Below are 21,530 nucleotides of genomic sequence, written 5' to 3' on the forward strand. Positions count from 1 at the left end.
TCGAAATTAAAAGATACCTTAAATAAACTTAACTATGACGATGTTGGTGGAGATAAGCGGGATCGAACCGCTGACCTCCTGCGTGCAAGGCAGGCGCTCTCCCAGCTGAGCTATATCCCCAATCATATCCTTTGGCTTTCACTCATACTCAGTGCTCTTGATGTATAAGTGGTGGGTCTGAGTGGACTTGAACCACCGACCTCACCCTTATCAGGGGTGCGCTCTAACCACCTGAGCTACAGACCCAACAGGATTTTGTCTTCGATGTCGTTCTTCCATTGCCTACAACCATCAAACAAACTGTGTGAACACTTAAAGTCGTTCGTACGTAAGGAGGTGATCCAACCGCAGGTTCCCCTACGGTTACCTTGTTACGACTTCACCCCAGTCATGAATCATACCGTGGTAAACGCCACCCTCTCGGTTCAGCTATCCACTTCTGGTACAACCCACTCCCATGGTGTGACGGGCGGTGTGTACAAGGCCCGGGAACGTATTCACCGCAACATTCTGATTCGCGATTACTAGCGATTCCGACTTCATGGAGTCGAGTTGCAGACTCCAATCCGAACTTAGACGCACTTTCTGAGATTCACTCCCCATCGCTGGTTGGTTACCCTCTGTATACGCCATTGTAGCACGTGTGTAGCCCTACTCGTAAGGGCCATGATGACTTGACGTCATCCCCACCTTCCTCCGGTTTATCACCGGCAGTCTCCTTTGAGTTCCCGACCACGTCGCTGGCAACAAAGGATAAGGGTTGCGCTCGTTGCGGGACTTAACCCAACATTTCACAACACGAGCTGACGACAGCCATGCAGCACCTGTCTCAAAGCTCCCTAAGGCACAAACCCATCTCTGAGTTCTTCTTCGGATGTCAAGAGTAGGTAAGGTTCTTCGCGTTGCATCGAATTAAACCACATGCTCCACCGCTTGTGCGGGCCCCCGTCAATTCATTTGAGTTTTAACCTTGCGGCCGTACTCCCCAGGCGGTCGATTTATCACGTTAGCTTCGGGCACCAGGGCTAAACCCCAATCCCCAAATCGACACCGTTTACAGCGTGGACTACCAGGGTATCTAATCCTGTTTGCTCCCCACGCTTTCGCACATCAGCGTCAGTACATCCCCAAGGGGCTGCCTTCGCCTTCGGTATTCCTCCACATCTCTACGCATTTCACCGCTACACGTGGAATTCTACCCCTCCCTAAAGTACTCCAGACCCCCAGTATGAAATGCAATTCCCAGGTTAAGCCCGGGGATTTCACACCTCACTTAAAGGTCCGCCTACGTGCCCTTTACGCCCAGTTATTCCGATTAACGCTCGCACCCCCCGTATTACCGCGGCTGCTGGCACGGAGTTAGCCGGTGCTTCTTCTGTATTTAACGTCAATTTGGCATGCTATTAACACACCAACCTTCCTCAATACCGAAAGAACTTTACAACCCGAAGGCCTTCTTCATTCACGCGGCATGGCTGCGTCAGGGTTGCCCCCATTGCGCAATATTCCCCACTGCTGCCTCCCGTAGGAGTCCGGGCCGTGTCTCAGTCCCGGTGTGGCTGGCCATCCTCTCAGACCAGCTAGCGATCGTCGGCTTGGTAGGCCTTTACCCCACCAACTACCTAATCACACTTGGGCTCATCTCATGGCATGCGGCCATAAAGTCCCGCACTTTCGTCTCCCGACTCTACGCGGTATTAGCGACAGTTTCCCGTCGTTATCCCCCTCCATAAGACAGATTCCCAAGCATTACTCACCCGTCCGCCACTCGTCAGCAAGAAAGCAAGCTTTCTCCTGCTACCGTCCGACTTGCATGTGTTAAGCCTGCCGCCAGCGTTCAATCTGAGCCATGATCAAACTCTTCAATTCAAAAAGCTTAATCCCTCAATAGCTGACTTAATTAATCTATTATAAATAATATAAATAAACGAATCTTCCGGCACCTATTAAGTTCAATCTTAAAATTATTTAAAACGAATCTATAAGTGCCCACACAGTTTGTATGATTGATTGTTAAAGAACAAAAAACGACGCGCTGTCTATAAAACCCTACAACGGCGCGTCGTTGTGCCCGCGTATTATAGGCTTTTATCCTTACCTTGCAAGTACTTTTTTACTAAAAATTTAAAAATATTTTCAACTGGTTATTTTTTAGATCTTTTGTGCAGAAATTAGCCTGGGCAGATCCGCGATAGAATCCAGCACATAATCGGCTTCCTTTTCTCCCTCCGACGTGACCTCTTTACCCGTACGTACTAAGATAGTCGTACCTATTTTCGCCCCTTTCCCCGCCAAAAGATCTTCTGTTTTATCGCCGATCATAATAGATCTGCTCGGATCAATATTCAGTTCTTTAATCCCTTGCAATAACATGCCTGATTTTGGTTTACGACAATCACAATCTTGCTTAAATTCAGTAATTTTTGCCTCAGGATGATGCGGGCAGTAATAAATTCCATCTAAATCGACACCACGATCAGCCAACGACCAATCCATCCATTCCGTCAGTTGCAAAAATTGTTGCTCCGTAAAATAGCCTCGGGCAATTCCCGATTGATTTGTGACCAACACCAATAAATAACCCATGTTTTTTAATTTTTTTAATGCTTCAATACTGCCGTCAATAAAACGAAAATGATTAATTTCGTGCACATAACCATAGTCAATATTGAGCGTACCGTCACGATCCAAAAAAACCGCTTTTTTCATTTTTATTCATCCTGTCCATAAATTATTTTGCTGATTATCTGCTTTATTTTTATGTCGTGCAAACCTTCTGCCATTTTGTCCTAAAATGGAAACAAATAATTATAAGAATATAGCTGATAAATGTTGACATAGCATTCTAGACGTCTAGAATACAAAGCTCCTTTCGATAAAAAATTAAACACCAAAAAGGGCTTATATGATTAAGCTACAGAATGTAAGTAAAATTTTCGACGTTTCAGGCAAAAAACTGACCGCACTTGATAACGTTTCTTTAGATATTCCGAAAGGATATATCTGTGGTGTTATCGGCGCATCCGGTGCCGGCAAGAGCACCTTAATTCGTTGCGTTAACCTGTTGGAAAAACCGACCATGGGAGCCGTGATCATTGACGGCAACGATCTCACCCAACTCAGCGATGCGGAACTCGTGTTAGAACGCCGTAATATCGGCATGATCTTTCAACATTTTAATTTATTAAGCTCCCGTACCGTCTTCGGCAATGTCGCCCTGCCTTTAGAATTAGAAAATACGCCAAAAGAAAATATTGAAAGCAAAGTCAACGAATTACTTTCTTTAGTCGGCTTAAGTGATAAAAGAAATGTTTATCCGTCGAATTTATCCGGCGGTCAAAAGCAACGCGTCGCCATTGCCCGCGCACTCGCCAGTAATCCGAAAGTGTTATTGTGCGACGAAGCTACCAGCGCGCTGGATCCGGCAACCACACAATCCATTTTAAAATTGTTAAAAGAAATCAACCGCACTTTAGGTATCACAATCCTGTTAATCACGCACGAAATGGATGTGGTCAAACGCATTTGCGATTCGGTGGCGATTATCGATCAAGGAAAATTAGTGGAACAAGGTTCCGTCAGTGATATTTTCTCCAATCCGAAAACCGAACTGGCACAACAATTTATTCGTTCTACCTTCAACGTCAATTTACCTGACGAGTATCTAGATAATCTGTTACAAACGCCAAAACACGCAAAATCCTACCCGATTATTAAATTTGAATTTACCGGCCGCTCCGTAGATGCGCCTTTGTTATCGCAGACCTCAAAAAAATTCGGGGTGGAATTAAGCATTTTAACATCACAAATTGAATATGCCGGCGGGGTGAAATTCGGTTTTACCGTGGCGGAAGTGGAAGGTGATGAAGACGCCATTACCCAAGCAAAAATCTATTTAATGGAAAATAACGTACGCGTTGAGGTGCTAGGCTATGTGGAATGATTTTTTAACGCAACTTACGCCCCAAATGTGGCAAACAGTGTGGGTTTCCACTTATGAAACCGTGTATATCAGCTTTGCTTCCACGTTTCTGGCGGTGATCGTCGGTTTACCCTTCGGTGTGCTGACATTCCTGACCGGCAAAGGCGAAATTTTACAAAATGCCCGCTTAAATCTGATACTCAACATCGTGATTAATATCGGACGTTCAATTCCATTCATTATTCTGTTAATTATTTTGTTGCCATTTACCCGTTTTGTGTTGAACACCACCCTCGGCACCACTGCCGCCATTATTCCGCTGAGTATTTGTGCCATGCCGTTTGTGGCGCGTTTAACCGCCAACGCCTTGGTTGAAATTCCAAAAGGCTTAACGGAAGCAGCAAAAGCCATGGGCGCCACCAATTGGCAGATTATCCGTAAATTCTATTTGCCGGAAGCTTTGCCAACACTCATTAACGGCATCACCCTGACGCTGGTCACCCTTGTGGGCTATTCCGCCATGGCAGGTATCGTCGGCGGCGGTGGCTTAGGCAGCCTTGCCATTAACTACGGTGAATATCGCAATATGACCTATGTAAAATGGGTCGCCACCATTATTATTGTGGTATTCGTCATGATTTCACAAAAACTTGGCGATGACTTGGCAAAACGTGTCGATCATCGTTAGTTAACTTCACACTGACATAAAAAGGGGATCTTTTATGAACTTGAAAAAATTATTAGGCGTCGCAACATTAGCCTCCGTATTCGCCTTAACGGCTTGTAATGAAGAGAAAAAACCGGAAGCCGCACCGGCAGACAAACCGGCGGCAGAAGCCCCGGCAACAATCAAAGTGGGCGTGATGGCAGGACCGGAACACCAAGTGGCTGAAATCGCAGCGAAAGTGGCAAAAGAAAAATACAACTTAGACGTAGAATACGTTTTATTCAATGACTACGCCTTGCCAAACACTGCAGTGTCTAAAGGTGATTTAGACGTTAACGCAATGCAACATAAACCGTATTTAGACAAAGATTCCCAAGCGAAAGGATTGAACAACTTAGTGATCGTGGGTAATACCTTCGTTTACCCGTTAGCCGGCTATTCAAAAAAAATCAAAAATGTAAATGATTTACAAGACAGCGCTGTAGTTGCAGTACCAAATGATCCGAGTAATCTTGCCCGTGCGTTGATTCTATTGGAAAAACAAGGGTTAATTAAATTAAAAGATCCGACCAACCTGTTCTCCACTTCTATAGATATCATTGAAAATCCGAAAAATTTACAAATCAAAGAAGTGGATACCTCCGTTGCGGCACGTGCCTTAGATGACGTTGATTTGGCGGTAGTGAATAACAACTACGCCGGTCAAGTAGGCTTAAATGCGCAAGATCACGGCGTATTTGTGGAAGATAAAGATTCACCGTATGTAAATATTATCGTGGCACGGACCGATAACAAAGACAGCAAAGCCGTACAGGCTTTCGTGAAAGCCTACCAAACCCCGGAAGTGGAACAAGAAGCGAAAAAACACTTTAAAGACGGCGTGGTAAAAGGCTGGTAATTTGAAGCCCCGCGAAAAACACCGTAAAATATGCCCGCACTTTTCAGCCCATCAGGGCAAAAAGTGCGGTTATTCTTTTGAGTGTTTTTTAAGGAGAAAATTAAGATGAAAGTCACCAGTTTAGCCATTGAAAACGGGCATTTCGCCGACAAATACGGAAAACGGGGCAGTCAATTCAGCCCAAACGGTATGCCTACCTACTCCATTCCTTTTGAAATCACCGATGCGCCCGCCGACACGAAATCCTTCGCCGTGGTGCTGGAAGACAAAGATGCCATCACGGCTTCAGGCTTTGTCTGGATCCACTGGTTAATTGCCGATTTAGCACGCACTTCCGTGCGGGAAAATGAAAGCCAAACCGCCACGGATTTTGTACAAGGGGCAAACAGCTGGGCAAGCGTGCTAGGCAAATTCGACATTAAAGAAGCCTCCGCCTACGGCGGCATGGCGCCGCCAAATTCCAATCATCGGTATGAACTATATGTGTATGCACTTGATACCAAACTGAACCTACCACAGGGCTTTCGCTTCAATGACTTACATTACGCCATGCAGGGGCATATTTTGGCTGAAGCCTATTTGGTGGGCTGGTATAACGTTTAATCCGCCCAAAATCAGCCATCAAATCCTCGCGTTGTGCTGAGGATTTTTTATGAGCGCTTTTAGCCGGCAAGGTTTATGCTTATAATTAGCCGTTTATTTTTATTCCACCGAGAACATCATGTTAGATATTGTTTTATACGAACCGGAAATTCCGCAAAACACAGGAAATATCATTCGTTTATGCGCCAACACCGGATTTCGGTTACATTTAATCGAGCCCTTGGGCTTCACCTGGGACGACAAGAGACTACGCCGTTCCGGCTTGGATTATCACGAATTCGCGGAAATCAAAAAGCACAAAACGTTTGAAGCATTTTTACAAAGCGAACAACCCAAACGCCTGTTTGCACTCACCACCAAAGGCACACCGGCGCACAGCGAAGTGAAATTCTCACTGGGTGATTATTTACTATTTGGCCCCGAAACCCGTGGCATTCCAATGGACATTTTAAACAGTATGCCGCCGGAACAAAAAATCCGCATCCCCATGACAGCCAACAGTCGCAGCATGAATCTCTCCAACTCCGTTGCCGTCACCGTGTACGAAGCCTGGCGCCAGCTGGGTTATGAGGGCGCGGTGAATATAAACCGATAACACATTTAAACTGATAGCAAAAAGCCCATCCTGTGATGGGCTTAAATGTCTTTAAAAGTGCGGTGTTTTTTTACGATGTTTTTTAACTCAAATGCCTACTGCACTTTCAGTGCTTCCGCCATATTTTCCTGCAATTGTGCCAACATGGCGTAACGCTTGCGATACATCGAGCGTTTGTTGCTCGGAATATCATTCATATTCTTGGTTTCAAAATGTAACGGCAATTCCCAATATTCTTTTAACGTTCCTGCAGATTCGGCAAAAATCGCATCATAATCCACCACATAACGTTTGCTTTGCACGATACGGGATTTGTTTTGATATTTATGCGGAATTCCCCACAAAGCGGTATAGCCCAGAACATGAGTGAAGGCTTTCATGGCTTCCACCATCAAATAGGCCGGACGTAAACCGTGACATTTTTTGGTCAGTGATTTCACCATTTCCTTTGAACCTTCAAAGTTCGGACCTTGAATCACGGCGATCAGTAAGGCTTTTTGTACCCGCCCGAAGGTCAGCAAATAAACCAATTCCTGCGTCGGCTTATAGCGCAACTCCAACGCCCAATAACCTTCCATCGCCTGATAATCGTTTATCGTTAAATATAATTCAAAATCGGGAATCACTTCGCCGAAACAAATCGGCTGTTGCCATAAAGGTGGGAGGTGAAGTGCGGTTAGTTTTTCCGGTAAAAATGTCAGGTTGGCGCACATTTCTTCAAAACGCTGCCGTGAGTTAAAACGCTTATCCAAAAAGCGATGAACCAAGGGGTAACTAAAACCCGGGCGCGCATTGAGCAACATCACCAACAACGGATTTTGGTTTACAAAACGCTCAAATTTTTTAATAGTTTGCCAGTGTAACAGCGAACGTAAATGATAGCGAAAACGCTTCATACGATAAGATTTTTTACCTTGATCCGGATATAACAAAAACGGATCAGGCCATTGATAAGGACGTTGTTCGGTCATGTTTAGTTTTTACAGAATAAAAAATTGGCGTATTTTCGCATAATCCCTTCTTTTTTGCATTTTTTTATCGTTTTTTTCGTGTCGATAAAGTATTCTAGCCGCCAAATTATCATTGTTGAACACGAGAAAACCATGTCGTATATTAAACTGAATTATCACAAAACCCATTTTTTAACCAGTTCGCCTAATCTGAAAAGTTTGCCGGAAGACACCGGCATTGAAATCGCCTTTGCCGGTCGCTCCAACGCGGGGAAATCCACAGCGCTGAACGCCTTAACCAATCAAAAAAACCTTGCCCGCACCTCTAAAACGCCGGGACGCACCCAGCTCATTAATTTATTTGAAGTGGAACCGCAATGTAAATTGGTGGATTTGCCGGGCTATGGTTATGCCGCCGTACCGGAGCAAATGAAATTGCAATGGCAGCAGGCACTGGGCGAGTACTTACAAAAACGCGAATGCCTTGCCGGTATCGTGATTTTGATGGATATTCGTCATCCGCTTAAAGATTTGGATCAGCAAATGATTGAATGGGCAGTGGCATCTCAATTGCCGGTGTTATTGCTATTAACCAAAGCGGACAAATTAAGCCAAAGCGAACGCAGTAAACAGATGAAAATGGTGCGTGAAGCGATTTTACCGTTCCGGGGCGACATTCAGGTAGAAGCCTTTTCTGCGTTAAAACGAACCGGTATCGATCGTCTGGCGGCAACATTAGACGGGTGGTTTGCACCGGTTTTTGCCTAAAAAAGACGATTTCTGCGATCCCGATCGCAAAAAAGTGCGGTATGAATTTCTTTCATTTCACACTTTTTTTATGTTGTCGCTCCGCATTCCCTGTTCAGTATTACGGAGCCAAACATGTCTTTAGCCATCGTTTACAGCCGCGCATCCATGGGCGTTCAGGCGCCGTTGGTCACCATTGAAGTGCATTTAAGTAACGGTAAACCCGGTTTCACTCTCGTCGGCTTGCCGGAAAAAACCGTCAAAGAAGCCCAAGATCGGGGGCGTAGCGCCTTACTCAACGCCGAATTCAGATACCCCGCCAAACGCGTTACCGTCAATCTCGCCCCCGCCGATTTACCCAAAGAAGGAGGACGCTTCGATTTGCCCATTGCCATCGGCATGCTTGCCGCTTCCGGTTATATTGATACGGAAAAACTGAAACAATTTGAATTTATCGGCGAGCTTGCCCTCACCGGGCAATTACGCGCAGTGCACGGCGTCATCCCCGCCATTCTGGCGGCAAAACAGGCGAAACGAAAATGCATTGTCGCGCAAGGGAATGCTAATGAAGCTTCACTGGTTTCCGATCAGGAAACTTATTACGCCTATTCTTTATTGGAAGTAGTGCAATTTCTCAATAATCAGGACGAATTACCGCTTGCCGGTGAAATACCACAACAAAGTGCGGTGGATTTTTGCCATGAAAATCCGAAAGATCTCACCGATATTATCGGTCAACAACACGCCAAACGTGCTCTCATGATCGCAGCCGCCGGGCAACACAATCTGTTATTTCTCGGTCCGCCCGGCACCGGGAAAACCATGCTTGCCAGCCGTTTAACCGGATTATTACCGGAAATGACCGACCAGGAAGCCATTGAAACCGCGTCCGTAGCAAGTTTGGTACAAAACGAACTGAATTTTCATAACTGGAAACAACGTCCTTTCCGTGCGCCCCATCACAGTGCTTCCACGCCGGCATTGGTCGGCGGCGGCTGTTAAAATTACAAATAACTGTCAAACGATACAAATAATTGTCGCCTTATAACCCAAATCATTTATAATCTACTTACCTATTTAAGTGGCTGAAAAGGAAGTGGATTATGTCATATTTCAACGAAAATAAATTAGAGAAAGTTCGCTGGCGTTGTTCGCTTAATTTAGAAAAGTATTTTGAAAAACCTCTTCGCGGTTTTTACAATAAAGAGCATGAGTATGTTGCCACTTGGTATGAAAATCGTCTTTCTCTAGATAAATCTAAAACACTCGTTGAAGTCACTTTTATCAATTTAACCAATCCTACCTATATAAACAAGAAAACAGGTGAAGAATGTCAAAGTTTCTTTCGGATTGCTTTGCCTATCAATTACCTGCATAAAGTTCCATTCGGCAGCATCTGGAAAAACGGTGAATCAGAATGTAAGTTCAAACTTAAAGAGTTTAAAGTTACCTTTTCAAAGAGCAAAGGATTGGCTTATAAGGCGCTTTGGACGGATAAGGAATCACCACATCCATTTGAAGCGGATAAATATGTTCATTCGTCTTATTTGAGAACATTTAAAGGGGACGGAAATCGGTTACTTGTTATTAAGCCTGAAGGTGATAGTAAGTCTTATATCGTTCATCCACTACATTTCTTTATGGCTCACTACGGCTATTCTAGCGAGTTAAAACGTATATTGATTACGGATAACTGGAGCAAGGTTGAGAAGAAGTTACGTCTGAATGAGTTTTTCAAAGAAAAGGGTGTATTCGTACCAAATAACCTTTCCACGAAAGATGCGGTATTTCTTTATCACTTGAAATATGATGCTTATACGAAAAAGGTGGTGAAAAGTGTAATGGCTGACGTTATTCTTTCCAAAGGTAAAGAAAAACCGAATTACCTCATTCCTTGCTGGCACGACAAACCAATTATGCTTTCATTCTATGGTATTGAGTTAGGAAATTCAGTGCTTTGCTGCCAAATTACAGGGATTAGCCAACCACAAGGCGAGCCAATTAACCTTTATTACCATTCTGCAATAAAAACAAATAAAGGTGGTAAAGGACAAAAAGACGGAGAACCTCAATACAGAACGCGAAAACAAGAGCGAGAACATGAACTTGAAAAGCTCGATATTGCATTAGATAACGTGAATAACCTTGTAACGGCTGATGTTATTGAACATCTGAAATTACTTGGTGAAGAGCGAACAATTAACCGTATTCAGCTTGTTCAAGAAGCTGAAAAAGGTGGCAAAGTTAAATTCTTAAATTATGATGAACCAGAAAATTACGGTGTAGGTGAGAAACAAGGGAAAACAGGTAATACAGGTATGGCTAACTGCTTCTATGATATTCCTAGTAATCAAGAAATTGAAGGTAAATCACGCCTCAATACCGTTTGGGAACACGCTAAACGCCTACGCAACGAACAAGGTGCGAAGGTCTATTGGTACACACCTAAACTAGGGTTTAACGAAAGCGATAAGTTTACGTTAGTTTCATTAGACGAAATCCTTGATTCTCTGGAACAATACTATCCAGCCGCAGCGTTAATATTGCGAGTAGATGTGCAACAAAGAACATTTTTTGTACTAAGTTTCCCTGCTCGAAATGAAAAAGAGAACTCAGGTTTTAGTAGTGTTGTTTACGAAACTCAAAATATTCAACAATTCTTGTCAAGCGAAGGTGACGTTTATAGCCGAAATGATAATCTATTTAAGTTATTTATTGAAATCGTATCAAGCGGGGGCGTAAATAGCGATTACGTTGATTCTAAAGACGGGAAAATGTCGTTATTTAGACATAAGGAGGCTAAAAAGACAAATAATAATTGGGTTTGGAACGGTATCATTAAATTGCTCTAATACAAGAGAGTAATGAATAAAAAATCTTACGTTATCTTTTTAACCATTTTATATTTTGGCTAAAAAAGAAAGAAAATAGGATTATTCCATAATGTTGGAGAAGTGAAAATCAATTTAAAATGTGATTCACATCACAATATTTTAAGGTTGATATTTACTATCAATAAAAATAAATAAAGTCTAGTAGTACAAATATTTTAAATAATTATCTTACAGGGAGAATACATATGTCTGGCAGCGGTAATAGTGATTTTTCAAATAACCCGATCTTTAATAATGGTATAGGAGGCTTTGAAGGAGGTAATAGTGCGTCATCATGTGAATTACTACAAAAAAGCACTCAATTAATATCACCACAACCCAAAACTATAGAAAGCTTACTTATTGGAGATCGTTTAACTTTACAGATAAACAAACAAGAAGGATTTACATCTATTGAAGCATACAAAAATGATGATAGAGCGGGAGGGATTGTACTTCCACAACTCCTCACTTGCATGGAGAACGGTCATAAATATATAGCTATTGTAGAAAGTATTATTGAAGGACAAGTTCAAGTATCTATCAAACATATCTGAGTCTTAATTATGTCAAATAATAAATGTATTACTGTTATTGGTGGTGTATATATTGAGCGGTGCGCTTGGCCACATTGGGATGAATTATACGGTTCTGGAGGAAGGGCTCTATCAGTCTTACAGTCCCTAGGCTGTGCTACAAAGCTATATTCTTGTTTAAATAAAGATAGTGCTAACATTTTACAAGCGAGAGCTGGAATCTATAAAACTTCCTTCGAAATATGCTCTTCTTTAAAAGAAAGTTATCGCCCGATAAAATTTCACTATTTACACGGGCTATCCACTCCTCAAATTAGCGCAATAACAACTGAATTTGCTCAACAAAATGAAATTATAGAAGACAATATTCTTGTATTTGGAATGCTTGAAGGTAATCCTACTATTTCTGGGAACAAAGTTGTTTATGACCCTCAAAATCCGATTTCTCCCAAGGACTTCTCTGAAAATGGTTCAACTGCAAACGAACTTGCTATTGTTTTAAATACAAATGAGGCATATAAATTAATAAAAAATAGAAATTTATCCCTAGATGAAATTGCTTATGAATTAATTAAAAACAAGGCTAAAGTAGTCATAATCAAGCAAGGAGTTAGAGGAGTTAATATTTATCAAAAACTAAATGATAGATATATTAAGAAGGATAGTGTTCCTTGTTATTTTACAAAAAACGTATGGAAAATCGGTTCTGGTGATTGTTTCTCTGCCCATTTTGCATATCAATGGATATATGAAGGGAAAACACCTACTGAAGCTGCAGAGTTAGCTTCTAAAGCTACAGCCTATTACTGTGAAACAAGAGGATATCCAAGCTTTGAGGAATTTACTAACTGGAAAAATCGAGTACAACCCATAACACATAGACATTCTGAGAAAAAAGTAACTGTATATTTAGCTGGTCCTTTTTTTACTCTTTCACAGATATGGCTTATTAATGAAACTAGAAGGTTATTGAGTGAGATGGGACTGATAGTATTTTCACCATATCATGAAATTGGAACTGGAGATGCTATAATGGTCGTACCTAAAGATATAGATGGAATAAATAATTCAGATATTATATTTGCCATCTTTGATGGAAAAGATTCTGGGACTATTTTTGAAATAGGATACGCTACAGCAAAGAATAAACCTGTTATTGTCTATAATGAAAATGAAAAATCAGAAGACTTAAAGATGATGGAAGGGACAGATTGTATAGTTATTAAAGACTATGTAAGTGCTATTTACCGCACCCTATGGGAAAGCCAAAAATTATAGTAAAAAAGATTAACTAATTTCTAAGGAAAAATAAAATGAAGTCCGCGATCTTATTATCCGGAGGAATGGACTCCCTTAGTCTAGCTTGGTGGAAAAGGCCAAATGTAGCGTTCACAATAGATTATGGGCAACGTGCAGCAAAAACAGAAATAGCCGTATCAAAGAAAATATGTGAAGAATTAAAAATTGAGCACCATATTATTAATGTTGATCTCTCTGCTCTAGGTTCAGGAGATTTATTAGGGATACAGCAAAATGTAAATGCTCCGTCTACCGATTGGTGGCCATATAGGAATCAGATGTTAATAACATTAGCAGCGATGAAGGCCATCTCATTAAATATAGATGAGTTATGGATAGGCAGTGTGAAATCTGATAGTTACCACATTGATGGTAGTCCCAAATTTATAGATGCAATGGATCATCTTGTAAGTATGCAAGAAGGATACATAAGAATAAAAGCTCCAGCCATTCATTTGACAACGGAGGAATTAATAATAACATCGGGGGTCCCGAAATCATTTCTCTCATGGGCACATAGCTGTCATAAGTCTAATATAGCTTGCGGTAAGTGTAGAGGATGTAATAAATATTTTGAGGTATGGAGTCATATTTATGAAAAAATGGACTGATTTAGGCATACCCACTCCCAAAAAAAGCATTATCCCGTATATGCCAATTACTTGGGATGAGGAAACTGCATATTCACTCTATCAATATGTGCAAATTGAAGAAAAAATTGACTTTCAACAAGTAATTCTTAGTAGATGTTCTAATTATACTTTTTCAGAGATACAACTTAGAGATATTGCTAATATTTTATACCTAACCAATATCGTGAAATCTTTATCTAACAGTGAATATGGTTTTTTATTATCCAAAAGGCCTATTCCATCAGCAGGAGCGATACATCCTATTCATATCTTCTTAATATCGCATCTTCACAAAAATTTGTTAAGATTTGACCCTTTTAGCTTTACCCTGAATGCTGTTCAATCAGAAATTAATATAAATACGATAAGAAACGAGGTAAATACCATAGTGGATGTTCAAGATGGAACAATAGTATTACTGGGAGCTGAATACGGGAAAACAGCTGCGAAATATGACAACCCAGATAGTCTAATCTGGAGAGATTCAGGCATCCTACTATGTGGATTACATATGGCTGCTACATACCTAAACATGTCATTCTGCCCCTTAGGAATTACTGGCGAGCCATGGGTAAGCAAACTATCAGAACAATCTAATTTGTTTGGAGTGGGAGTTGCTATTTTCGGTAGAAATACTGTCCCATGATAGTGCCTGAGTACTCTTTCTTTTTCTAAATATATTTGTTGTCAGCATCATATCATACCAAATAGTAGCATCCAATTCTGAAGTACGCACCCCAAGTGCTTGGGCAAATTCTAAAAACTGCTCCTCTAACTTTAAATAATTTTTTTCAACTGTTAAATTAGTATCAAAAAACTTCGCTACCCTTCCCGCTCTTAATATATGGACATCTAAGATAGCAACATCATCAGCATCAAGCCAATTTCTTGCTATCCAAGACGCCGTTTTATAACCAATTCCTTGTATTTGTAATAACCAATTTCTTAATTGTTTACCATTACCAAATGGTGGGTTGGTTTCTTTCAGAAATTTTAGAGCTTCAGCGAGATAATATGATTTTTGTTTTGCAAAACGATATTTAACTTTTTTTCCATTAATTTGTAATGGTTTAGACAGCAAGTTAAAAATAACTTCTTTATCTGTTGGCATATCAGAAAATACATTCTGAGATTTGAGGTAGTGAAACGCAGCCAAACCAACATATGCAGGTATACCATACCCACCTAAAAGACAAGCGCATACTTCTTCAATAAATGATTCTCCCAGCCGGTATTTGGGAGTGTTATTTAATTCTCGGTTAGATAATACTCGGTAATACCAATAGGCTGGAGAAGGAAATTGTTCAATTTTCCCCCAAACTACACCTGGAAGAACCTCATTCTCTGGGGCGGGGAGGGATAATAACTGCATACAAGAACTATCTGAAAAAACAGCTGCTATTTGTTTCATTTTTATAAACCTACTTTAGATATATTTTTTATTAAGTATTTCCAAAATATAATCTCGCTCAATCGGATCCATTAACTCAAATTTTTGAATCAAACGATTAAGGCGTTTTTTGATAGTATATCTTTCTCGAAAATTAGCTCCTAAAAAAGAAGCATCATGTAGTTTGTCAGCAGGGGGGAAATTAAGCCACACACATTCCTCTCTCACTCCATTGTGAGTTTTAGAAAAAAATTTTTCTTTTCTCCAAAGCGATAATTTCTCATCATATAACTCATTTTCATATCCAGAAATCATAACCATGCAAGGAATTTTGCATAATAAATCCAATAACTCCCCATGCTGCTCATCAGTGTATTCATATTTATATATTTTTTGTCTTCTTCTAGTTGAAAGAACATATGGAGGATCACAATATACTAACTCTTTCCCAGTAAACAGGTACTTAGTTAGAAACGCCAATGCATCATTATTAAAAAACTTATGATTTTCAGGAGAATAACCAATCCATGATTGAATAACATCAAAATCTAGATCTATTCCAATATTTTTTAGTGCTGGTTTTTTATTTCGTAGTACTGCACCACTACCAAGATGAGTTTCAATATATACGTCATGCGGAGGCATTAAATTAATGATTTTTTGGAAACATTTACCTTTTCCACCTGGATATGTCATATTCCCTCCGTCTACCAATTAAAATAATTATCTCCATAATTGAAGATGATGTCAAATATTTAGGGGCTCATTCGGTGCTAGGGAATTTGTCACTAATGATGTTTGAAGCGAAAAAATATGCTTATCACATTAAATGTGTTTTTACGGCGTTGTAGGATTTTGAACCACCACCTTCAAATAAATCTAGATTTTAGAGTATAAAACTTGTTTCATATTCACATATAAATCATACTAGCCAACAAAAATTTAATGGCCTCATAAGGATAACCCCATGACATTACGCTCGGATTCCAAAACACTTGTTGCCTCATCAGGAAGCACCAAAAGTGCGGTTGAAAAAACAGCTAAATCCTCTTCCGGCATTTCCATTCCTACGCTTAATGATGTTGCCTCCCTTGCCGGTAAAATCAAGCCGGTGGCGGCAATTACCGGTGATAAGAAACTGACAAAACGAGCGGCACGGGTTCAGGAACGGGTGGCTCAGGTACAACAGGGTGTGGCGATTGGCAAAGAGGTGATTCAACGGGTTCAACAATGGGGCAAAAAGCCGCCACTCGTCGGTATCGGCGGTGAAGTCGGTGGTACACCGTCCGTTCAGGATGCCTTATCAGCTTTACTTGGGCGTTCTCCAAGCGGTCTGCAATTCACTTTTCACTCGGCGGGCGTATCGTCTGACAGCTTTGAAGTATTAGGTTTTGATTTATGGGATGGTTACAGCGAGCCTTTTACGCTACATCTTGAACTCAGCAGTAAGAATGATGCCATTCCCTTTGTCGCCGTGTTGGACAATGAGGCTTATCTCACGTTCTGGCAAGATGGCGAACAGGTAAGACGCCTCACCGGTATTGTCAACCAATTTGAACAAGGTGACAGCGGTTTTCATAACACCTTCTATCGTTTGCAACTGCGCCCTACCCTTTGGCGTTTGGGACTGCGTTCAAATTCCCGCATCTTCCAACAAAAAGACCTGCAAACCATTCTCGCTACCCTGCTTGATGAAAATAAAGTCACCGACTATCGCTTTATGCTACGTGACTCCCACCCCGAGCGCGAGTTCTGTGTGCAATACCGTGAAACCGACTTAGCCTTCTTTGAACGCTTGGCGGCGGAAGAAGGGCTGTTCTATTACTTTGATGAACAAAGCCGGTTGGTTATCAGTGATGATGCCTCCACATTAAACAACGAAAAAGCCATCACCTTAAACTACAACCCCAATAAAAACGCCCAACTACAAGAAAACACGCTTAGTCGCTTTGCCCACAGTGAACGGGTGCGGGTGTCTCAGGCGGTGTTAAAAGACTACACCTTTAAAAAGCCTCTGTGGGAAGCCACTTTCACGGAAGAAGCCAAAGACCTTGAGGCGCAACGTGCCATGTATGAGCATTATGACTTTCCGGGGCGCTTTAAAGACGGACGGGGTAAACAATATAGCCGTTATCGGTTGGAGAGCTTACGTCGTGATGCCCATAGCGGACGCGGGGAGAGTAACAGTCCGTTGTTAATGGCGGGTGGTTTAATTAACTTACAGAGTCATCCTAATGCCGCCTTTAATACCTTATGGCAATTAAGCCAGGTGCACTATCATGCCGAACAGGCGCAGGGGGCTCAGGGGGAAGCCGGTGAACGCGGCACCCATTTAACCGCCGCCTTTGAATGCTTACCACGCCACCAGACCTGGCGTCCCTTACAACGCACCAAGCCGTTGGTAGAAGGACCGCAGCCGGCTATTGTGACCGGTCCGAAGGGGGAGGAGATTTATACCGATAACTTTGGACGGGTGCGGTTACAATTCTTATGGGACAGGGAAGGCAAGTATGATGACCACAGTTCTTGTTGGGTGCGGGTAACCCAACCTTGGGCGGGTAAAGGCTGGGGGATGGTGGCGATTCCTCGGGTCGGTCATGAGGTGATGGTAGACTTTTTAGAAGGCGACCCCGACCAGCCGATAGTCACCGGGCGAACCTACCATGCGAATATGCCGTTGCCGGCCAAATTACCACAAAACAAAACCCAGATGCATCTGATGTCACAGACCTATAAGGGCGGTGGTTATAATGGGATGATGATGGAAGATGAGCAGGGTAAACAACGCTTGGACTTCCAGGCTCAGCGGGATATGAATACCTTAGTGCTCAATGACCGTGCCACTAATGTGGGCGGGAATCACAAAGAAACCGTCAAAGGCGAACAGAAAGTTAGTGTCGGCAAAGCCCGTTATAAAGAAGTGGCGGGAGAGGAAACCCAAACCATTGACGAGGCGCAAATCATTACTGTAGGCAAGGATTATCAGTTAATCGCCAATAACGGTCCGGTGTCAATGACATCCAAGGCGGATAATGTGATATTTGAGACCGCCGGTGCACGTCTTACCCTATTTAAGAACGGGAATATTCAACTGGAAGGGAAGTCGGTGTGTATTAATGGTAAGCTCATTGACTTGAATCCGGGTGGGGCGGCGACATCGAGTGCTGAAGCTGATTCTGCGCCGGCTTCGGATGACGGTGGCGACGGAGGTGCTCGTGGCGGTGGTGCTGGTGGCGGTTCTGGAGGTGGCGGTGGTGGCGCTTCTGGTGGTAACGATTCTAGTGGTGCTGAGACTGAGAATTCTGACAATAACACAGATGATAGTGGCTTTAACGGAGGAGTTGGAGCTTTTGCTGGAGCCGGAGCAAATGGTTCGGCCAATACAAACGAATCCATTCCTTGTAAAGCAGCTACCGCAGTGGGTCGACCGGTCAACCCTATTCTTGGATTAAAATTACTTACTAATGAAGTGGATTTCGCCTTTGCGGGATTAATGCCATTAGTTTGGTCTCGTAGTTATTATTCCGACCAAATGGGCACAGGTTGGCTAGGACAAGGTTGGTCAGTACCGGGCTGTCAGCGTATTGAACGACAAACACGCGGCTTGGTTTATATTGATGAACAAGGTCGCGAACTGTTACTTCCTGCACTAACCGCAGGAAGCCAAGAAATTTATCATCAGGCTGAACAAATTTGGATTCAATACAATGAATCAGGCGAAATTATTATCGCCTCTTTAGATAAACGTCTATCTCTTGTATTCCGTTCATTATCCGAAACATATCAAGCTTATGTATTATCCGCAATTCAAGATGCCTTCGGTAATCAACAGCGCTTTGATTATGATACTCAAACGGGACTACTCCAAAAGGTTACTGACGGTAACGGACGAGAATTTTATTTTGCATTTGAAAATCTCACTCAAGACAAAACTGACACGAGTCCACTATGGCGTTTAGTCTCTATTGAGCATCAAAAAGACCAGCAACGAATCCCATTGGTACATTATCGCTATAATACAGAAGGCGATTTGGTTGAAGTATTAGACTCACAAAAGACCATTGTCCGTACATTCGGTTATCATAACCATATCATGGTGTCACACCGTAATGCGTCAGGTTTAGAATCTTACTATAAATATGATGTATACGGCCCTAAAGGCAAAGTTTTACGCAATACAACCAACTTGGATGAAAGCTGGCAGTTTGAATATCATCCGACTTATACACAAATCACTGACAGCCTGGGGCGGATTGAACAGTATCATTTTGACAATAACCAAGAAATCGTGAAACGAGTGTTTGCTGACGGCTCCCAAGCTATCATGGAAAGAGATAATCTCGGACGCTTATTAAGTCAAACCGATAGTGCTGGCAAAACAACAAGCTATGTCTACAATGAACAGGGACAAGTGATAAAAATCACACGCCCAGACCAATTGGCACAGCAATATCAATACGATAATAACGGTCGCTTAGTTGCCCAAACAGATGTCATGGGCAATCAAAGTCATTATGTCTATGATAGTATCGGGAACCTCACTATAGCAACCAATGCGTTAGGTGAGAGCGTCAAGTTCGAATATAGCAATAAGGGCTTACGCACAGCCATGATTGACCCATTAGGCAACCGTACCACCTTTAACTATAACGCCGACAATCAGTTAGCAAGCCGTGTTGACTGCTCCGGCAATATAACTCAATTGGAATACAACGATGATGGTTTACTCACCACCGTCATTGACGCATTGGGTCAAAAAACACACTACATCTATAACAATAATCATCAGCTCATTCAAACAACCTATGCAGACGGTAGCCAAGAACAGTTTACTTATGATACCGCAGGACGTTTAATCACCTATACCGACGGCAAAGGTAACCAAACCGAATATGAGTATAGCGTCGATGATTTACCGGTTAGCCGTAAAAATGCCTTGGGTCACACGTTTGCTTACACCTACGACAACGCCAGACGCTTAGTTCAACTCACCAATGAAAACCTTGTCACCTATCGCTTCGATTATGACCCGATGAACCGTTTAACCGCCGAAATCGGCTTTGACAACCGCAAAACCGTTTATCATTACAACGAAAAAGGTGAACTGGCCACCCAACAGGAATTCGGTACGGATAACCATAAACAGGTGTTGCGTACCACCGAATTTAAACGAGATAAACTGGGTCGAGTCATTGCCGAACAGATTCAACAGTTTGACGGTCAAACCCAACAAACGAGCTATCACTATGACCAACTCGGCAGACTAAGTCAGTTAGAGGATGAGCAAACGACAATACACTTTACTTACGACAATGTAGGCAGAGTCATTGAACATCATTTATCAGATAAAAACGACCACAGCCAAGTGATGCGTTATACCTATGACGCTAACGGCAACCGATTGAAAACCAAATTGCCGAATGGTGAACAGATTGATTATCACTACTATGGTAGCGGGCACTTATCCACAATCAAATTCAACGACCGCTTAATCAGCGACATCACCCGAGATAAACTGCACCGTGAAGTCTCGCGTACACAAGGCAAACTGGTCAAATTGGACGCTATCGGCAGATTAGAAGAACAGTTAGCGACGCTGGAGCAGCAAACAACCCAACAAGCCCTTGTCAATCGAACTTATCGTTATAACGAGGTGGGCAACCTAATACAAAGCCGTGATTTACGCATGGGCAATCAGGATTACTATTACGACAAACTCGGTCAACTGACCATGACCGGCAATGAAGTCTTCGCCTTTGACCCGGCGCATAACCTGATTGAGCGGGAAAGCGAGAAACGTCCAACCGTTCCGCCTACAAAACCAGTATGCTGATGAAGAAACCGGCTTACATTACAACTTCTTCCGCTACTATGACCCGTATATTGGGCGTTTTACACAGCAGGATCCGATTGGGCTTGCCGGAGGGAATAACCTATATAGGTTTGAGGGCGCGGTACAGAATCAAACCGATCCACTGGGATTATTTGCACCAGTACTTGCGGCACCTTGGATTTTGGAAGGATTAGCCTATGCCGGTACAGCTATGGCGGGCATTCTTATTGGCGTAGGTATAATGGATGCTAAGGAAGAGTATGATAAGGCTCAGGCTCAATCTGCCGCAGAAATTGAAGCGTCTAAATGTGAAAAAGAACGCAAAAGACGTTGTAAGAAGTGGGGGACTGGAACACCAGCTCAGGCTAGAAATATAGTTAATATTAATCGTAGAGGACCTAAGGGGATAAAAAGAATTGATAGACCTGAAGAATCAGTTCCTGGCTCCCAATATCATGCCCATGCTTACAATGATGCAGCACTTAATGTAGATGGAACGGTACATGATAAACATCGTGGAATGCCACCATTCTCTAAAGATGATAAAGATTTTCTATTTTGTTACGGCTGGAAAGGAGTATAAAA

The 21,530-nt window shown here is 42.3% G+C and carries 15 protein-coding genes, 2 tRNA genes, 1 rRNA gene and 2 pseudogenes; 13 read left to right on the top strand and 7 right to left on the bottom strand.

What is annotated here, in order from left to right:
* Nucleotides 1-44 precede the first annotated feature (44 nt).
* The 4 genes from LIN98_RS01345 to gmhB form a co-directional block, all read right to left on the bottom strand.
* Nucleotides 45-120: transfer RNA gene (locus tag LIN98_RS01345), tRNA-Ala, on the bottom strand.
* Between the two features lie 49 nt (nucleotides 121-169).
* A tRNA-Ile gene (locus LIN98_RS01350) sits at nucleotides 170-246 on the bottom strand.
* Nucleotides 247-329: 83 nt separating this feature from the next.
* Nucleotides 330-1,869: ribosomal RNA gene (locus LIN98_RS01355) — 16S ribosomal RNA — on the bottom strand.
* Nucleotides 1,870-2,151: 282 nt separating this feature from the next.
* A complete protein-coding gene (gmhB, locus tag LIN98_RS01360) occupies nucleotides 2,152-2,709 on the bottom strand; it encodes a D-glycero-beta-D-manno-heptose 1,7-bisphosphate 7-phosphatase (protein WP_025298113.1) in 558 nt (185 codons plus the stop codon).
* Nucleotides 2,710-2,905: 196 nt separating this feature from the next.
* On the opposite strand from gmhB, the gene metN reads away from it, so the two are divergent.
* The 5 genes from metN to trmL all read left to right on the top strand — a co-directional run bounded on the left by metN (nucleotide 2,906) and on the right by trmL (nucleotide 6,685).
* Nucleotides 2,906-3,943 (top strand): methionine ABC transporter ATP-binding protein MetN, encoded by a 1,038-nt coding sequence (gene metN / locus LIN98_RS01365; RefSeq protein WP_005567008.1) that lies wholly within the window; start codon nucleotides 2,906-2,908, stop codon nucleotides 3,941-3,943.
* Complete coding sequence (locus tag LIN98_RS01370; protein ID WP_005548249.1) at nucleotides 3,933-4,610, top strand: methionine ABC transporter permease; 678 nt, start codon at nucleotides 3,933-3,935, stop codon at nucleotides 4,608-4,610. Before metN ends, LIN98_RS01370 begins: the two co-directional genes overlap by 11 nt.
* A gap of 34 nt (nucleotides 4,611-4,644) precedes the next feature.
* Nucleotides 4,645-5,487, top strand: coding sequence for a MetQ/NlpA family lipoprotein (locus LIN98_RS01375; protein ID WP_005548248.1), 843 nt, complete (start codon nucleotides 4,645-4,647; stop codon nucleotides 5,485-5,487).
* 105 nt (nucleotides 5,488-5,592) lie between these two features.
* Nucleotides 5,593-6,090, top strand: coding sequence for a YbhB/YbcL family Raf kinase inhibitor-like protein (locus LIN98_RS01380; protein WP_005548247.1), 498 nt, complete (start codon nucleotides 5,593-5,595; stop codon nucleotides 6,088-6,090).
* A 118-nt stretch (nucleotides 6,091-6,208) separates the two neighbouring features.
* A complete protein-coding gene (gene trmL / locus LIN98_RS01385; protein WP_005548246.1) occupies nucleotides 6,209-6,685 on the top strand; it encodes a tRNA (uridine(34)/cytosine(34)/5-carboxymethylaminomethyluridine(34)-2'-O)-methyltransferase TrmL in 477 nt (158 codons plus the stop codon).
* A gap of 95 nt (nucleotides 6,686-6,780) precedes the next feature.
* Here trmL and LIN98_RS01390 read toward each other — a convergent pair whose 3' ends face one another.
* Nucleotides 6,781-7,656 (bottom strand): VirK/YbjX family protein, encoded by an 876-nt coding sequence (locus LIN98_RS01390; protein ID WP_005567014.1) that lies wholly within the window; start codon nucleotides 7,654-7,656, stop codon nucleotides 6,781-6,783.
* Nucleotides 7,657-7,788: 132 nt separating this feature from the next.
* On the opposite strand from LIN98_RS01390, the gene yihA reads away from it, so the two are divergent.
* From yihA to LIN98_RS01425, 7 genes and pseudogenes are all read left to right on the top strand, one after another.
* Nucleotides 7,789-8,403 carry a ribosome biogenesis GTP-binding protein YihA/YsxC gene (yihA, locus tag LIN98_RS01395; RefSeq protein ID WP_005548244.1) on the top strand — a complete coding sequence of 205 codons (615 nt, stop codon included), beginning with the start codon at nucleotides 7,789-7,791 and terminating at the stop codon, nucleotides 8,401-8,403.
* Nucleotides 8,404-8,517: 114 nt separating this feature from the next.
* A pseudogene (locus LIN98_RS01400) lies at nucleotides 8,518-9,378 on the top strand (YifB family Mg chelatase-like AAA ATPase); the annotation flags it as partial.
* Nucleotides 9,379-9,485: 107 nt separating this feature from the next.
* Entirely contained in the window at nucleotides 9,486-11,234 is a 1,749-nt protein-coding gene (locus LIN98_RS01405) for a hypothetical protein (protein WP_005559237.1), read from the top strand.
* Between the two features lie 227 nt (nucleotides 11,235-11,461).
* Nucleotides 11,462-11,812 (top strand): hypothetical protein, encoded by a 351-nt coding sequence (locus LIN98_RS01410; RefSeq protein ID WP_005585358.1) that lies wholly within the window; start codon nucleotides 11,462-11,464, stop codon nucleotides 11,810-11,812.
* 9 nt (nucleotides 11,813-11,821) lie between these two features.
* The gene (locus LIN98_RS01415; protein ID WP_005567021.1) at nucleotides 11,822-13,069 is read left to right on the top strand and encodes a PfkB family carbohydrate kinase; all 1,248 of its coding nucleotides are present in this window, start codon (nucleotides 11,822-11,824) and stop codon (nucleotides 13,067-13,069) included.
* Between the two features lie 35 nt (nucleotides 13,070-13,104).
* Nucleotides 13,105-13,701 carry a 7-cyano-7-deazaguanine synthase gene (locus LIN98_RS01420; protein WP_005559235.1) on the top strand — a complete coding sequence of 199 codons (597 nt, stop codon included), beginning with the start codon at nucleotides 13,105-13,107 and terminating at the stop codon, nucleotides 13,699-13,701.
* Entirely contained in the window at nucleotides 13,685-14,368 is a 684-nt protein-coding gene (locus LIN98_RS01425) for a nitroreductase family protein (RefSeq protein WP_005593449.1), read from the top strand. The genes LIN98_RS01420 and LIN98_RS01425 overlap by 17 nt, the downstream gene beginning before the upstream one ends.
* Here the strand turns inward: LIN98_RS01425 and LIN98_RS01430 are convergent.
* Both LIN98_RS01430 and LIN98_RS01435 read right to left on the bottom strand, forming a co-directional pair.
* A complete protein-coding gene (locus tag LIN98_RS01430) occupies nucleotides 14,306-15,133 on the bottom strand; it encodes an 8-oxoguanine DNA glycosylase (RefSeq protein WP_005559233.1) in 828 nt (275 codons plus the stop codon). The genes LIN98_RS01425 and LIN98_RS01430 overlap by 63 nt on opposite strands.
* A 15-nt stretch (nucleotides 15,134-15,148) precedes the next feature.
* On the bottom strand, nucleotides 15,149-15,808 hold the full coding sequence (locus tag LIN98_RS01435) for a DNA adenine methylase (RefSeq protein WP_005559230.1): 660 nt from the start codon (nucleotides 15,806-15,808) through the stop codon (nucleotides 15,149-15,151).
* Between the two features lie 271 nt (nucleotides 15,809-16,079).
* Between LIN98_RS01435 and tssI the strand changes: the two are divergent.
* Nucleotides 16,080-21,528, top strand: a pseudogene (gene tssI, locus LIN98_RS01440) (type VI secretion system tip protein TssI/VgrG).
* Nucleotides 21,529-21,530: the final 2 nt, after the last annotated feature.

The organism is Aggregatibacter actinomycetemcomitans (assembly GCF_023518055.1).
Lineage (GTDB): Bacteria > Pseudomonadota > Gammaproteobacteria > Enterobacterales > Pasteurellaceae > Aggregatibacter > Aggregatibacter actinomycetemcomitans.